Source organism: Mitsuokella sp. UBA4253 (genome assembly GCF_002395285.1).
Taxonomy (GTDB): Bacteria; Bacillota; Negativicutes; order Selenomonadales; family Selenomonadaceae; genus Mitsuokella; species Mitsuokella jalaludinii.
Genome location: NZ_DGWR01000006.1, coordinates 25,968 through 41,784, shown reverse-complemented (window position 1 = coordinate 41,784; position 15,817 = coordinate 25,968). Strand labels below are relative to the sequence as shown.

12 protein-coding genes are annotated in these 15,817 nt (G+C 59.9%); 1 reads left to right on the top strand and 11 read right to left on the bottom strand.

The window, feature by feature from the left end; all coding sequences use genetic code 11:
• From B2X55_RS03480 to B2X55_RS03465, 4 genes are all read right to left on the bottom strand, one after another.
• Window positions 1-1,803, bottom strand: a complete 1,803-nt coding sequence (locus B2X55_RS03480; RefSeq protein ID WP_286820895.1) for an ABC transporter ATP-binding protein — start codon at window positions 1,801-1,803, stop codon at window positions 1-3.
• 2 nt (window positions 1,804-1,805) lie between these two features.
• On the bottom strand, window positions 1,806-3,575 hold the full coding sequence (locus B2X55_RS03475) for an ABC transporter ATP-binding protein (RefSeq protein WP_286820894.1): 1,770 nt from the start codon (window positions 3,573-3,575) through the stop codon (window positions 1,806-1,808).
• A 102-nt stretch (window positions 3,576-3,677) separates the two neighbouring features.
• The gene (locus B2X55_RS03470; protein WP_226867187.1) at window positions 3,678-4,046 is read right to left on the bottom strand and encodes a VOC family protein; all 369 of its coding nucleotides are present in this window, start codon (window positions 4,044-4,046) and stop codon (window positions 3,678-3,680) included.
• Between the two features lie 17 nt (window positions 4,047-4,063).
• Window positions 4,064-4,666 carry a lactate utilization protein gene (locus B2X55_RS03465; protein WP_286820893.1) on the bottom strand — a complete coding sequence of 201 codons (603 nt, stop codon included), beginning with the start codon at window positions 4,664-4,666 and terminating at the stop codon, window positions 4,064-4,066.
• A gap of 180 nt (window positions 4,667-4,846) precedes the next feature.
• Between B2X55_RS03465 and B2X55_RS03460 the strand changes: the two genes are divergently transcribed.
• Complete coding sequence (locus B2X55_RS03460; RefSeq protein WP_286820892.1) at window positions 4,847-5,614, top strand: alpha/beta hydrolase; 768 nt, start codon at window positions 4,847-4,849, stop codon at window positions 5,612-5,614.
• 44 nt (window positions 5,615-5,658) lie between these two features.
• On the opposite strand, the gene B2X55_RS03455 is transcribed toward B2X55_RS03460, so the two are convergent.
• The 7 genes from B2X55_RS03455 to B2X55_RS03425 all read right to left on the bottom strand — a co-directional run bounded on the left by B2X55_RS03455 (window position 5,659) and on the right by B2X55_RS03425 (window position 15,807).
• On the bottom strand, window positions 5,659-6,981 hold the full coding sequence (locus B2X55_RS03455) for a replication-associated recombination protein A (RefSeq protein WP_286820890.1): 1,323 nt from the start codon (window positions 6,979-6,981) through the stop codon (window positions 5,659-5,661).
• 343 nt (window positions 6,982-7,324) lie between these two features.
• Window positions 7,325-8,860 carry a glutamine-hydrolyzing GMP synthase gene (gene guaA, locus B2X55_RS03450; protein ID WP_286820925.1) on the bottom strand — a complete coding sequence of 512 codons (1,536 nt, stop codon included), beginning with the start codon at window positions 8,858-8,860 and terminating at the stop codon, window positions 7,325-7,327.
• Between the two features lie 127 nt (window positions 8,861-8,987).
• Window positions 8,988-9,464 carry a DUF805 domain-containing protein gene (locus B2X55_RS03445; protein ID WP_286820889.1) on the bottom strand — a complete coding sequence of 159 codons (477 nt, stop codon included), beginning with the start codon at window positions 9,462-9,464 and terminating at the stop codon, window positions 8,988-8,990.
• 66 nt (window positions 9,465-9,530) lie between these two features.
• Window positions 9,531-10,124 carry a regulatory protein RecX gene (locus B2X55_RS03440; RefSeq protein ID WP_286820888.1) on the bottom strand — a complete coding sequence of 198 codons (594 nt, stop codon included), beginning with the start codon at window positions 10,122-10,124 and terminating at the stop codon, window positions 9,531-9,533.
• Window positions 10,121-11,212 (bottom strand): recombinase RecA, encoded by a 1,092-nt coding sequence (recA, locus tag B2X55_RS03435; RefSeq protein ID WP_286820887.1) that lies wholly within the window; start codon window positions 11,210-11,212, stop codon window positions 10,121-10,123. The genes B2X55_RS03440 and recA overlap by 4 nt, the downstream gene beginning before the upstream one ends.
• A 170-nt stretch (window positions 11,213-11,382) precedes the next feature.
• Window positions 11,383-14,574 (bottom strand): efflux RND transporter permease subunit, encoded by a 3,192-nt coding sequence (locus B2X55_RS03430; RefSeq protein WP_286820886.1) that lies wholly within the window; start codon window positions 14,572-14,574, stop codon window positions 11,383-11,385.
• 12 nt (window positions 14,575-14,586) lie between these two features.
• Complete coding sequence (locus B2X55_RS03425) at window positions 14,587-15,807, bottom strand: efflux RND transporter periplasmic adaptor subunit (RefSeq protein ID WP_055161547.1); 1,221 nt, start codon at window positions 15,805-15,807, stop codon at window positions 14,587-14,589.
• Window positions 15,808-15,817 lie beyond the last annotated feature (10 nt).

Below are 15,817 nucleotides of genomic sequence, written 5' to 3'. Positions count from 1 at the left end.
TCATGATTCCTGTCCGGCGAACTGGATCTCGTAGAGGGCGCGGTAGCGGCCGTTCTGCTGCAGGAGTTCTTCGTGTCGGCCGTGCTCGACGATGCGGCCCTGGTCCATGACGATGATCTCGTCGGCGTCGCGGATGGTCGAGAGACGATGGGCGATGATCAGGCAGGTGCGGTCGTGCATGAGGCGCGCCATGGCGTCCTGGATGCGCGTCTCGGTGCGCGTGTCGACGTTCGAGGTCGCCTCGTCGAGTATCAGGATGCGCGGCGAAGCGAGGCAGGCGCGCGCGATGGCGAGAAGCTGGCGCTGACCAGCCGATAGTTCGGCACCGGCGCTCTGCAGGACAGTCGCGTACTGCTGCGGCAGATGCGCGATGAAGTCGTCCGCATGGGCGAGCTTGGCCGCCCGCCGTACCTCGCTCATCGTCGCCTCCGGCCTGGCGTAGGCAATGTTGTTGCGGACCGTATCGGAAAACAGCACGGTGTCCTGCAGGACAATGCCGACGAGCCGCCGCAGGCTGCCCGGCGCATACATGCGGATATCCTCGCCGTCGAGCAGGATCTCCCCTTCATCGAGCTCATAGAAACGCATCAGCAGGTTGACGATAGTCGTCTTGCCGGACCCTGTCGCCCCGACGAGTGCGATCTTGTGCCCCGCCCCGATCTTGAGGCTGAAGTCGTCGATGACGCGCTTCTCGGGCACATACGAGAAGCTCACGTGGCGGAACTCGATCTCACCTTTTGCATCGGCTGGCACCTCGCGTCCCTCCCGCTGCTCGTCCGGCTCGTCGAGCACGGCAAAGATGCGCTCCGCGCCCGCCAGTGCTGTCTCGACCTGGCCGTAGAGCTGCGCCATCTCATTGATGGGCCGCGTGAACTGCTTCGAGTAGATCGTGAAGGCCGAGATGACGCCGACCGTGATCCAGCCCTCGAGCGCGAAGTACGCACCGAAGACGGTGACGACGACGAACGAGAAATTCGAGATCGTGTTCATGAGCGGGCCCATCGAGGAGCCGATGCTCTCCGCGCGGATGCCGGTCTTCGTCAGGCTGTCCGCTGTCTGATTGAACGCCGCGATGACCTGCCGCTCGCGCGCATACGCCTTGACCGTGCGCACAGCCGTGACCTTCTCCTCGACCATGCTGTTGAGCTGGCCGAGCAACTCCTGGCGCTCGCGGAAATAGCGGCCCATCTTCTTGGCAACGCACTTCGTCGTCACAACGGTCACGACAGCCGTCATCCAGGTCAGCAGTGTCAGCGGCACGCTGAAGGACAGCATGACCGCCGTCGTGCCGATGACCGACAGGACGTCGGCAAACAAGGTGCCGAGCGACGTCGAGATGACCGTCGCGATATTGTCGGCATCGTTCGTCATGCGGCTCATGAGGTCGCCGTGCGGATGGCGGTCAATCGAGGCGAGCGGCAGGCCGTTGATTTTCTCGAAGAGGTCTTTGCGCAGGCGCAGGATGATGCTCTGGCTCAGGCGCGCGCTCAGGCGCCCCTGGAAGAAGAGCAGCACGGCGTAGAGCGCACAGGCCCCGAACATCCACCAGAGGATGCCAGGCACGCGCTCGTACGCAGCGGCCGTGATGGCGTCGATGGCCTGGCTCATAAATACAGGTGCACTGACGCCGGCCGCCACGCTGACGGCGACGATGAACGTCAAGAGCGCGACGCGCCACCGCTCCTCACGGAAGTAGCACAATAGCCGCAGGCACGTCGCCTTGCGGTGCATGGCATGCTCGACTGGCGCCTTCATATGGCGGTGCGGGCCAAAGTGCGGCGCTTCTTGTCTCTTTCGTGCCACCTTCACTCCCCCTTCCCGCTCTTTGCGCGCAGCTGTGAGGCGCAGATTTCCTGATAGACCGGGCAGCTCGCCAGCAATGATTCATGGCTGCCGCAGGCGACGAGCCTGCCGCCGTCGAGCACGGCGATGCGGTCGGCACGGCGCGCCGTCGCGATGCGCTGTGCGACGATGATCTTCGTGAGGCTGCGCCCCTCGCGGTGCAGAGCCTCTGTGTAGTCATCCAGCGTCCTGTAAAAAGCGGACTCTGTCCGCAGGTCGAGCGCGCTCGTGCTGTCATCGAGCAGCAGGATTTCCGGCTTGCGGATGATGGCCCGCGCGAGCGCGAGCCTCTGGCGCTGACCGCCCGACAGACTCGTACCGCCCTCGGCCACTTCCGTCGCATATCCCTTTGGCTGCCTCTCGATGAAGTCCACTGCCTGCGCAATCTTCGCCGCCCTGCGGATCTCTTCATCGGATGCCGCATCCATGCCCCAGGCGATGTTCTCGCCGATCGTCATCGAGAAAAGCTCCGTCTTCTGCAGGACGATGGCCATCTTCTGGCGCAAGGCGCGCAGCGCATACGTGCGGACATCCACGCCGTCGACGAAGACCTCGCCTGCTGTCGCATCGTAGAAGCGCGGCAGGAGCGCGAGCAAGGTGCTCTTGCCCGAGCCTGTCGCGCCGACGATGGCCAATGTCTCACCGCGTGCCACGGCAAGGGAGATATCGGTCAATACGTTCTCCTGCTGGCCGGGATAGCAAAACGAGACATGGCAAAGCTCGATGGCAGCAGTCTTGCCCGGGCCGCTGGCTTTGCTCCCCTCTCCGCCATCCACGATAGCGGGCTGCGTCGCCAGAACTTCTTCCAGCCTGCGCTTCGACGTCATGCCGCGCGCGAAGATCTGCATGATCATCGCGAACATCAGGATGCCGTTGAGGATCAGCACGATGTACGTCAGCGCGGCCATGACCGTGCCCGGGCCGACCATGCCCGCCTGCACATCGAAGGAGCCGATGTAGATGACGGCAATCAGCGCGATGTTCAAGACGATGTTGACGAGCGGCAGCAGGCAGGCAATGAGCAAGAGGACGCGCAGCTGCGCCGCCGCGAGGTCTTCATTGGCCGCGCCGAAGCGCTCATTCTCGCGCGCCTCCTGCCCGTATCCCTTGATGACGCGCGCTCCCTGGATGTCCTCCTGCATGACGTTGTTGAGCCCGTCAATTTTCTGCTGCACGAGCAGGAAGAGTGGGCTGCTGCGCCAGACGACGACAGCGACCTCGATGAGGATGACCGGCACGGCAAGCGCCGCGATCATGCTGAAGTGGATGTCGAGCGTCAAAAGCGCCGCTGTACCCGCAATCAGGAAGGTCAGGCTGCGCACGACGCCGCGCAGCGCGGCGCTGACCATCGTCTGCACTTGCGTCGTATCGCTCGTGATGCGCGTGATCAAAGAGCCCGTGCGGAACGCATCGATCTGCTCCATCGACAGATGCATGATGCGCTGGAAGCAGTCCTTGCGGATGTCGTTGCCGAAATTCTGCGCACAGAAATTGACGCAGACGCCGCCCATGACGCCGCAGATGCCGCCGATTGCGACAATCAGGGCCATCCAGATTCCCGTCTGCATCACGAGCGAAAGATCCGGCACACCGCCGTGATGGAGCCCCAGTACACCCTCATTGACGATGGTCTCCATCATACGCGGCTGGTACAGGTCGATGAGGACTTCACCGACCATGAACACGATCGTCATCGCAGCATAGTGGCGGTACGGCTTAATGTATTGCAGCATATCTTCTCCTCTACCAGAGCCTCAAAAAAATCCTGCCGCCCGCAGGGGCTGACAGGATTTTCGATTCCCGGACATCACATACAGTCGCAGCGCACAGCACTGTCACATCGTCGGCGGCAGGATCTCAATCCAGTAGCCATCCGGATCGCTGATGAAGTAGATGCCCATCTCTTCATTCTCGAAGCAGATGCAGCCCATCGCCTTGTGCTTCTCATGAGCAGCCTCGAAGTCGTCCGTGCGCACCGCGAGATGGAATTCATTTTCGCCGAGATTGTACGGTTCCTTGCGGCCGTGGATCCAAGTGAGCTCGAGCTCGTGCTGCGTCTGGCCGCCATCGGAAAGATAGGCGAGCGTAAAGCCTGGCCCCTCGAGCTTGCGGGCCGGCTTGAAGCCGAGCGCCTCTTCATAGAATTTCAGGCTGCGCTCGAGGTCGAGCACATTGAAGTTGTTGTGGGCAAACTGGAATTTCATGGTCGTGTTCCTTTCTGTCAATACCCCAGATTTTCGCGAATCAGGATCAGCTCACATCGCTCTACCTGCATGGGCCTTTCCCAGATGATGTTGAGCGTGCAGCAGATGCGCTCCGGACTCTTGCAGTCATAGCAGCGGTCTGCCTTCACGGCACACGGCGTCTTGCGATGCATGCGCTGCGCATTGAGCGGGCCCGCTATATTGCGCGCACGATGGATGGCACTGTGGAGATCCGAGGCCATCTTGTTCTCACCGACGACGAAATAGACGCACTCGTGTTTCGTCAGCGTGGCAGCGACGCGGTTGCCGCTGCCGTCAATGTTGACGAGCTCGCCCGTCTCTGCGACACCGTTGAGCGACGTGACGTAGACGTCTGCCGTATACGCTTTCGCCTTCGCCTCATCGCCCGTCATCTCCTGGCGCCAGTGCCAGTAAAGCGTGTTCGCCGGCTTGAGTTTCTCATAGAGGCCCATCTCCTCCAGCGTCATCGAGCCGCCAAAACCGACGGTCTTGCCCTTGATGGCCTGCGTCAGGTACGAAACAGCCTCCTCCTTCGTATCGAACACCTTGAGCACAATGCCGCGCTTCCTGAGATTTTCCTCGAACGCTCCCGTATCCATAATACCCCTCCTATTGTACACACTATTTATATCTCATCCCTCTCCAGTATAGCAGATTTATGCCATCAGACAAGTACGCACTTTTCCCACCCCTGGCCCGCGCGGCGTGACTTTTCAGATGAACGCTTTGCGCGTATAATGAAGACGCAATAACCACACAAGAAAACGAGGGATTCAATCATGGAAAAGCATTTTGATATCAACGAGCAGGGACTCAGCATCCGCTGCAAGCTCATCTGCAGCGCAAGCGACAAGACGGCGCGGTCCTTCGACCACATCGCCATCGTCACGCATGGCTTCGGCAGCAACAAGGAAACGGCCGGCACGGCGAACTTCGGCGAGCACCTGACTTCCAAGTACAAGGGCTGGGGCGTCATCGCCTTTGACTGGCCCTGTCACGGCATGGACGCGCGCAAGAAATTGACGGTCGGCGAGTGCCTGACCTACTTGACCATCGTCACCGAATACGCCAAGCGCGAGCTGCAGGCAAAAGACGTCTGCATCTACTCGACGAGCCTCGGCGGCTACCTGACACTGCGCTACCTCATCGAGGTCGGCACCCCCTTCCGCAAGATTGCGCTGCGCTGCCCGGCCATCCACATGTACGAGACGATGTACAGCCGCATCCCAGACGCCGACAAGACAAAGCTCGCGAAGGGCAAGGAAGTCCAGGTCGGCTTCGAGCGCAAGATGAAAGTCGACCAGGCCTTCTTCGACGACCTCAAGTCCTTCTGCCCGCTCGACCACGAGTACTTCGACTTCGCCGACGATATGCTGATCCTGCACGGCACGAAAGACGAGATGGTCCCCTTCGAAGACGCCAAAACGTTCGCCGAGAACAACGTCATCGAGTTCATCCCCGTCGAGGGAGCCAATCACCCGTTCCAGAACCCCAACCACATGGCACTCGCCATCCACAAGATCATCGAGTTCTTCCACGAGGACTGAGATCCAAATGATACATGCGGGCGGCTATTCGCCGTCCGCATGTATCATTTTTTATCTTCCCATGGTTTCTCAGGCCTTCCGGACCGCGATGGGTCAACAAACGCATACCTTTTGGGTTCTTTCCCAATCGTTCTAAAATAGGCCTTGATGTCTGCCTCGTGACCGATATCATTCGGCTCATATATCCGTTCTTCACGAATCGCATCAGGAAGATACTGCTGCTCCACCCAGTGATTCGGATAATTATGCGCATACTTGTAACCAATACCCCGTCCGAGCTTTTTGGCACCTTTATAACTAGAGTCCTGCAGGTAGGAAGGAATCGGGAGATTGCCCGTCTTCCGGACAATTGACAAGGCCTTCTCAATGCCAAGATAAGCAGAATTGGATTTTGGGGCGGAAGCGATATAGGCGGCCGCCTGTGCCAAAATGATTCTCCCCTCCGGCATGCCAACGCGCTCTACACCGATTGCCGCCGATGCTGCAACACAGATTGCCATCGGGTCGGCATTACCAACTTCTTCAGATGCAGCTACCAGCATTCTGCGTCCAATATACTTCACATCCTCGCCCGCTTCCAGCATCCGAGCCAGATAATAGAGGGCCGCATCTGGATCCGAACCGCACATGGACTCAATAAATGCAGCGATTGTATCGTAATGATGATCCCCGGTCTTATCGTAGCAGATTGCCTTCTTCTGTATGCATTCCTCTGCCACTTCTAGTGTGACATGTATCGTTCCATCACTTCCCGGATCTGTCGTAAGCACAGCAAGTTCTATAGCGTTTAGCGCGGCGCGGGCATCGCCATCTGCGATATCGGCCAGAAAATCTGCCGCATCTTCCGTAATATCAGCATGATATGGTTTTAGTCCCCGTTCCGAAGCGAACGCTCTGTGGATCAAAGTCAGGACGTTCTGCTTCGAGAGCGGCTTCAGTTCAAAAATTCTCGATCTTGAAAGAAGCGCACCATTCACTTCAAAATACGGATTCTCTGTTGTTGCACCAATCAGAATCACCGTGCCGTCTTCCACATATGGCAGCAAGTAGTCCTGCTGTGCCTTATTGAACCGATGGATTTCATCAATAAAAAGAATCGTTTTTATTCCGTAACCGCCCAGATTCTCTTTAGCTCTTGCGACAACTTCCTCAAGATCTTTCTTTCCTGCAATCGTTGCGTTCACCTGATGAAAATCAGCGGACGTAGTACCAGCGATCACACGTGCGAGGGTTATTTTCCCCACGCCAGGCGGTCCATAAAAAATAACCGAGCTGATCCGATCCGCTTTAATCGCACGGTAAAGAAGCTTTCCCTTCCCTACAATGTTCTCCTGACCAACCACCTCTTCTAAAGTCTGCGGACGCATCCTGGCAGCAAGGGGAGCCTCCTTTTCTTTCCGGCGCTCAGCCGCATATTCAAAAAGATCCTGTTATACCACCTTTACGTATCTTCCGTATCACAATGCCGCCTGGACGCACAGGCGCTGTGATACATGTTTTCAAATGTTGACAAACGATCTTCCAGCGATCTTATAACGCTCCGGAGTACCTTTGACCTCGAAACTCCTGACGGAAAATTGTCAAGCCCCGCCCTTTGGAATAATCGCTAATTCATCGCGACATGGGCTTTCATAATTCCGTACTTCATATTCCGGACAAAAGGGCCTGCTCAAAGCGAGCAGGCCCTTCTTTTGTGTGCCAATACGGCTCTTATTCGAATTCGATCGTTGCGGGCGGTTTGCCGGTGCAGTCGTAGAGCACGCGGTTGACGCCCTTGACTTCGTTGACGATGCGGCTCGTGGTCTTCTGCAGGACTTCCCACGGAAGCTGGGCGCTCTCAGCGGTCATGAAGTCGCTCGTCATGACCGCACGCAGGGCGATGGCGTAGTCGTAGGTGCGGCCGTCGCCCATGACGCCGACGCTGCGCATGTTCGTCAGCGCGGCGAAGTACTGGCCGAGGCCCTCGACGCCGGCTTTGGCGACTTCCTCGCGGTAGATGGCATCTGCTTCCTGGACAATCTTGACCTTCTCGGCCGTGACCTCGCCGATGATGCGGATGCCGAGGCCCGGGCCCGGGAACGGCTGGCGGCTCACGAGGTACTCAGGCAGGCCGAGCTCGCGGCCGGCGGCGCGCACTTCATCCTTGAAGAGCAGGCGCAGCGGCTCGACGATCTCTTTGAAATCGACGAAGTCGGGCAGGCCGCCGACATTGTGATGGCTCTTGATGACGGCCGACTTGCCGAGGCCGCTCTCGATGACATCCGGGTAGATCGTGCCCTGGACGAGGTAGTCGACGGCGCCGATCTTCTTGGCCTCTTCCTCGAAGACGCGGATGAATTCCTCGCCGATGATCTTGCGCTTCTTCTCCGGCTCCGTCACGCCCTTGAGCTTCTCGTAGAAGCGATCCTTGGCGTTGACGCGGATGAAGTTGAGGTCGTACGGACCTTCTGGGCCAAAGACGGACTCGACCTGGTCGCCCTCATCCTTGCGCAGCAGGCCGTGATCGACGAAGACGCAGGTCAGCTGCTTGCCGATGGCCTTGGAGAGCAGCACGGCTGCGACGGACGAGTCGACGCCGCCCGACAGCGCGCAGAGTGCCTTGCCCTTGCCGATCTTGGCCTTGAGCTCGTCAATCGTCGTCTTGACGAAGGAGTCCATCTTCCAGTCGCCCTTGCACGCGCAGACATTGTAGACGAAGTTGTGGAGCATCTCCTTGCCCTGCTCCGTGTGCATGACTTCCGGATGGAACTGCGTCGCATAGAGGCGGCGCTCCTCATTCTCCATCGCGGCGACCGGGCAGACCGGCGTGAAGGCCGTGACCGTGAAGCCTTCCGGTGCCTCGGCGATGTAGTCCGTGTGGCTCATCCAGCAGATGCTCTTCTCGCGCACACCGGCAAAGAGTTTTGATGCCTTGCCCGCCTCATTGAGCGTGACTTCCGTCTTGCCGTATTCGCTCGTCGGCGCCGTCTCGACCTTGCCGCCGAGCAGATGGGCCATGAGCTGCGAGCCGTAGCAGATGCCGAGCACCGGGATGCCGAGCTCGAAGATCTCGGGGCTGCAGGTCACGGCGTCTTCCGTGTAGACGCTGTTCGGGCCGCCCGTCAGGATGATGCCCTTCGGCGCCATCTCGCGGATCTTCTCCAGCGAAAGCGACTGCGGATGGACTTCGCAGTAGACATGGTTTTCACGCACGCGGCGCGCGATGAGCTGATTGTACTGGCCACCGAAGTCCAGCACGAGAATCATTTCATTTACAGGCTTGCTCAATTTTTTTCCTCCCAAATCAAAAACCTACTTTTTCAAATTATATCATAGATATCATGGCAGAGCAAAAAGAAACGCCGCAGATGCGGCGTTTCCTGGTTCACTTGATTCATCTCTTCTGCAGCGGATCGTCACCGTACTGGTTTTGGCCGCGCTTGCCGCGGATCATCATGAGGCAGACGATCAGGAGCATGGTGAAGAGGTTGAGCCCCTGCACCATCTGCGCTTCCATGCTGTCCTCGGGCAGCTCTGCGATCAGGCGGAAGAAGAACGGCTGCAGGATGGCGATGACGAGGTAGAGGACGGCCAGCGGCTGTCCCATGCCGAGGTCGTGGAGCCGGCGCACGACGAGCGTGTAGATGGCGACGACCTCGATGATGGAGATGACGATAGCCGCGCCGTCGGCGACCTGCTTGCTGCCGAGCAGACTGTAGAAGAGCGTGTAGAAGATCATCGCCACGATCGTGGAGACGACGATAACGCCGAACAGCCGCATGATGAACGGCTTGCGGTTCAACCGGCCCTGGCAACTGAAAAATTTCTCGCGCAGTTCCTGCGCATCAAGACGAACATTAAGACGTCCCATACTATCCCTCATTTCTTGTCGAATCCGCACGGCTGAAAGCGGTACGGCAGTGGAAGCATGTCCGTGTCAGGCCTCTCCGTCTCCGGCGCCCTGACTCCTGTATAGTTCGACAGCATCCCTTGCCGTTCCTGCTTCAAATCCCTTCTGGTAGAGATTGGCCATCATCTTCTGGCGGTCCGCATCGTGCGGGTACTTGAGGGCGAGCACGCGCAGGGCAGCCTGCTTCTCGCGCTCATAGGTGTCCCTTGGCTTGCAGGCGTCGATGTCCTCTTTGGTGAAGCCCCGCTGGCGGAGCTTGAGGCAGATCTGGCGCACGGAATTGCGGCTCTCCGTGTAGAGAAAGGCGAACTGGCGCGCACACGCTTCGGCGTCGTTGAGGTAGCGGCGCTCCTTGAGGCGCGCGATGGCACCTTCGATTTCCTCGTCACGGTAGCCCTTGCGCGCGAGTTTCTCATAAAGCTTTGCTTCGCTGTACTCCTGGCGCGCGAGGATGTCGACGGCGGCTATGAGAGCCGTCTTCTCCGGCTTCCTCGGCTTCTCGGGGACTTCGCCGTCGGCTGCCTCTGCCCGTCGCGCGCGATTGCGGCGCGCGCGGCGGCGCGGGCGCGGCGGCTCCTCATCCGAGGCGCCTGAGCCTGCGTGGTAGCTGCGGTACATCATGCTTCGTCATCGGCCGGAGCGCCCTCATTTGCCCGCTCGGCCTCGGCCTCAGCCTGCTTGAGCGAATCGCCCGCCTCGGGGTTCTCAAGCAGCTTGGCACGGATCTTGGCCTCGATCTCCTCGCAGATGGCCGGCTGATCGCGCAGGGACTGCTTGGCATTCTCCTTGCCCTGTCCGAGGCGCGTGCCGTTATAGGAGAACCAGGCGCCGCTCTTGTCGACGATGTCGAGGTCAACGCCCATATCGATGATGCTCGAGAGGCGCGAGACGCCCTCGCCGTACATGATGTCAAACTCTGCCGTGCGGAACGGCGGCGCGACCTTGTTCTTGACGACCTTGATGCGCGTGCGGTTGCCGATGACATCCTGTCCCTGCTTGATCGTGTCGATCTTGCGGACATCGAGGCGGACGGACGAGTAGAACTTCAGCGCGCGGCCGCCCGTCGTCGTCTCGGGGTTGCCGAACATGACGCCGACCTTCTCGCGGATCTGGTTGATGAAAATGGCCGCCGTGCGGGACTTCGCGATGATGCCCGTGAGCTTGCGCATGGCCTGGCTCATGAGACGGGCCTGCAAACCGACGTGGCTGTCGCCCATGTCGCCCTCGATCTCGGCCTTCGGCACGAGTGCGGCGACGGAGTCGACAACGATGATGTCGATGGCGCCGCTGCGCACGAGCGCATCGACGATGTCGAGTGCCTGCTCGCCCGTATCCGGCTGGGAAATCAGGAGGTCATCGATGTTGACGCCGAGCTTGGCGGCGTAGACCGGGTCGAGCGCGTGCTCGGCATCGATGAAGGCCGCGATGCCGCCGTTCTTCTGTGCTTCGGCGATCATGTGCAGCGTGACCGTCGTCTTACCGGAGGATTCCGGGCCGTAGACCTCGATGATGCGGCCGCGCGGGATGCCGCCGACGCCGAGTGCGATGTCGAGCGGCAGGATGCCCGTCGGGATGACCTCGATGTCCATGTGTGCCTTGGCATCGCCGAGGCGCATAATCGAACCCTTGCCGAAGTCCTTCTCGATCTTCTTCAGCGCATTCTCGAGCGCTTCCTGTTTGCTTGCTGCTTCTTTCTTATCTGCTGCCATGTATTTCGCTCCTTTCATGACAATCCATCGTGATTGACGCATCTATGTTGACTCATTCGATTTCAGCGCATAGGGGTCAGTATATTCTTAGTATACCAAAAAAGGCACCCTCCTGACAAGGAAGGTGCCTTTCTATGGATAGCACATCGACTCTGCGATGGCATTCTGGATCACATGTAATCGGCCGAGGATTTCTTGCGCTCCTGCTTGACGAGGCCGAGCTTGGCGGCAATCCACTCCATGCCGACGAAGAACACGGGGATCAGGAAGATACCCATGGCCGTCGCGAAGAGCATGCCGCCGACGACGGCGACGCCCATGCCGTTACGCGCTGCAGCACCGGCACCCGTGGCGATGGCCAGCGGGACGCAGCCGATGATGAAGGCAAACGACGTCATGAGAATCGGGCGCAGGCGCAGGCCGGCCGCCTCGATTGCTGCCTTGACAGGCTCCATGCCGCGGTCGACGCGGACCTTCGCGAACTCGACGATCAGGATGGCGTTCTTTGCAGCAAGACCGATGATCGCGATGATACCGATCTGCATGTAGACGCTGTCCTGGAGGCCGGCGTTCTGGTGGCCGAACATCGCCTCGAGGATGGACAGGCCATACTCCGAGACGAGTGCGCCGAAGATGCCCGTCGGCACCGTCAGGAGGACGGCGAACGGGACGCTCCAGCTCTCGTAGAGAGCGGCGAGGCAGAGGAAAACGAAGACAAGCGAGAGCACGAGGACCTGCATCGTCGAGCTCGAGGCCTTGGCCTCCTCACGGCTCTGGCCGGACCACTCGATATTGAAGCCCGTGCCAGCGTTCTGCTGGACGACTTCCTTGATGGCATTCATGGCCTGGCCAGAGGAATAGCCATTGCCCGTCTGGCCCGTGATCTGGATGGAACGCGTACCGTTGAAGCGGGAGATGTTCGACGGGCCCGACGTGAGTTTCGGGCGCAGCAGCGTGTCGAGCGGGACCATCGTGCCCTTGCTCGACTTGACGAAGATGAACTTCATCTGGTCGGTCGAACTGCGGTAGTCGTTGTCGGCCTGCAGCATGACCTTGTAGCTGCGGCCGAAGCGGTTGAAGTCGTTGACCTGATAGCCGCCGTAGTTGACCTGCATGGCCGTGAAGACATCCGAGAGCTGGATGCCGAGGTTCTTGACCTTCTCGCGGTCGACCTCATACTGGACGACCGGCGAACCGACGGAGTACGTCGAGCGGACACCGGCGAGCTCAGGGCGCTGGTTGGCCTCTGCGACGATCTTCTTGGTGATGTCGTTGAGCTCCGTCTCCGTGTGGCCCGTCATATCCTGCAGCTGGAGCGTCCAGCCGCCCGTCATGCCGAGGCCCGGCAGAGCCGGTGGGTTCATGGCGATGACCGTCGCCTCCGGCGCGACCTTGGCGCCGAGGCCGAACGTCGTGCGCACGGCCGCATCGATGGAGGCAGCCGCGTCTTCACGCTGCGACCAGTCCTTCATGCCGACGACGATCATGCCGGCACTCGACGAGGAGCCGCCGGAAAGCGGCGAGAAGCCCGTGATGGCCATCGTGCTCTGCAGGCCCTTGATGTTCTCCATCATGGCGACGTTGAGCTTGTCGATGACGGCCTGCGTGCGGTTGGCCGAGGTGCCATCCGGCATCTCGACGGCTGCGAACATGTAGCCCTGGTCCTCATTCGGGACGAAGGTCGAAGGCAGGTTCTTGTAGATGATGCCGGCACAGCCCGAGACAATCAGCAGGAAGATGATGGCCAGGCGCGAGTGGCGGATGAACTTCGCCACGATGCCGACGTAACCGCGCTTCATGCGCTCGAACCAGTTGTTGAACTTGACGAAGAAGCGGCCGAGCACGCCCTCGTCATCCTTCTCCGTGTGCTGTTTGAGCATCATCGCGCAGAGCGCCGGCGTCAGCGTCAGGGCCACGAAGGCCGAGAGGCAGACCGAAACGGCAATCGTCAGGGCGAACTGCTTGTAGAGGACGCCCGTCATGCCGCCGAGGAAGGCGACCGGCACGAAGACGGCCGAGAGGACGATAGCAATGGCGATGACCGGGCCCTGGACTTCGTCCATGGCGCGCTCCGTCGCATCGATAGGCGTCAGGCCCTCTTCCATGTGTTTTTCGACATTCTCGATGACGACGATAGCATCATCGACGACGAGGCCGATGGCGAGGACCATCGCGAAGAGCGTCAGTGTGTTGATCGTAAAGTCGAGCACGATGAACGCGCCGAGCGTACCGATCAGGGAAACCGGAACGGCGAGCAGCGGGATGATCGTCGCGCGCCAGTTCTGCAGGAAGACGAAGATGACGAAGACGACGAGCAGCAGTGCCTCGAAGAACGTCATGAGAACCTCTTCGATGGATGTGCTGATGTAGTTCGTCGAGTCGAAGATCGTCGACATCTGCATGCCCGGCGGCAGCGTCTCCTTCGCTTCATCGAAGACCTTGCGGACTTCGCCAATTGTCTTCATGGCGTTTGCATCACTCGTGAGCTTGATGCCGAAGCCGACGGCCGGGTAGCCGTTGAACTTCGAGATGATGGCTTCCGACTGGGAGCCCGTCTCGATCTTTGCGACATCCTTGAGGCGGACGAACTGGCCGTCACCATTCGACTTGATGATGACGTTGCCGAACTCCTCCGGCGTCGTCAGTCGGCCTTCGATCTTGCCGGACATCTGCTTTTCCTGGCCGTTGTTGACCGGCATGGCGCCGACCGTACCGGCCGGGGCCTGGACATTCTGCTCCTTGATGGCCGCCGAGACATCGGAGACCGTCAGGTTGAGCTCTGCAAGCTTGTCCGGGTTGAGCCAGACGCGCATCGCGTAGTCGGAACCGAATACCTGGACATCGCCGACGCCGTTGATGCGCTTGAGCTTGTCGAGGAGGTAGATTGTCGCGTAGTTTTTCATGAAGGCACGGTCGTACGTGCCATCCGGCGAATAGAACGACATCATGTATGCCATATCATTCGTCGACTTCTTGGTCGTGACACCGATCTGCTGAACCTCAGAAGGCAACTGGCTCGTCGCCGAAGCGACGTTGTTCTGCACCTTGACCGAGTCCATATCGCCATCCGTGCCGACCTCGAACGTGACCGACAGGCTGTAGCGGCCCGTATCATCGGAGGTCGAGGACATGTAGTCCATGCCCTGCGTGCCGTTGACCTGGTCCTCGATGATCTGCGCGACGGTCTGATTGACGACGGCCGCGCTCGCGCCCGTGTACGACGTGCTGACGCTGACCGTCGGCGGCGAGATCTGCGGGTACTGCGCAATTGGCAGCTGCGTCGCCGCAATCGAACCGGCGATGACAATGATCAGCGAGATGACGATGGCGAATATCGGGCGGTGGATAAAGAATTTAGACAAGACGCCGCCCCCTTAGCTGTTGCTGTCGCCGCTGTTTGCTTCCGAAGAAGTCATCGTGTCAAACGGCGTCGTATCCTCATCGAACGAGAAGCCCATCTCCTCAGGCGTCACCATCGTGACGGCGAGGTCCTTGCCCTCCGTCAGGCTCGAGAGGCCCTCGACGACGACCGTGTCACTGGCGGAGAGGCCGCTCTTGACGATGTAATAGCTGCCGATCTGCTGGCCGAGCTCAATACTGCGCGACTCCGACTTGCCATCAGCGCCGACGACCATGACAAACGTCTTGTCGAGCAGCTGCTGGACAGCGCGCTGCGGCACGAGGATGGCGTTTGGGATTGTCTCGCCCGTGAGCTTGACGCGCGCGAACATGCCCGGCAGCAGCAGGCCGTTCGGATTCGGGAAGAGAGCCTTGACCGTCAGCGTGCCCGTATTCTGGGCGAGCGCGCGGTCAGCCTGGACGATGCGTCCGTCCATCGGGTACGTCGAGCCGTCGGAGAGCTTGACCGTGACGTCAAGCGGATTGCCCGAACCGCTCTGCATGGACTGGATGTTGCGGAATTTCAGATACTCGGCCTCCGAGATACTGAACTGCACGAAGACCGGATCGATCGTACCGATGGTCACGAGATTCGTGTTGCCGGCCGTGGCAAACGTGCCGACAGCGACATCGTCGACGGACACCTGCCCCGACATCGGCGCGTAGACGACCGTGTCATCGAGGTCCTGCTGTGCTTTCTGCACGAGCGCCTCGTTGGCGGCAGCCGCGGCCGAGTAGGCATTGACATTTGCCTGCTGCGTCGTCACCGTCTGCTCCGAGATGGCATCAGCGGCGAGCAGCGACTGGTCGCGGTAGAGATCGGTCTGCGCATTCGAGAGCGTTGCCTGCGACTGTGCGAGATTTGCCTGAGCCTGCAGGACAGCCGACTCGTACTGGCGCGAGTCGAGGCGGTAGAGCGGCTGGCCGGCTTCTACATGGTCGCCGCCGTGGAAGTACTTCTCGACAATCTTGCCGGACACCTTCGACTGGACCTTGACCTCATCCCGGCCGACAATCTGGCCAGCATACTCGCTGCTGACCGGCGCGTCCTGCTGCAGGACCTTCATGGCCTTGACCTGGGTTGCCCCCGCTGCCTGCTGCTGCTGCTTCGCGCCGCAGCCTGAGAGGAGCACCGTGGCCGAGAGCGCCAAGGTCAGCATGAGAGCCAGCGGTTTCTTGTTCTTCGCAAAAAACAAAGAGATAACC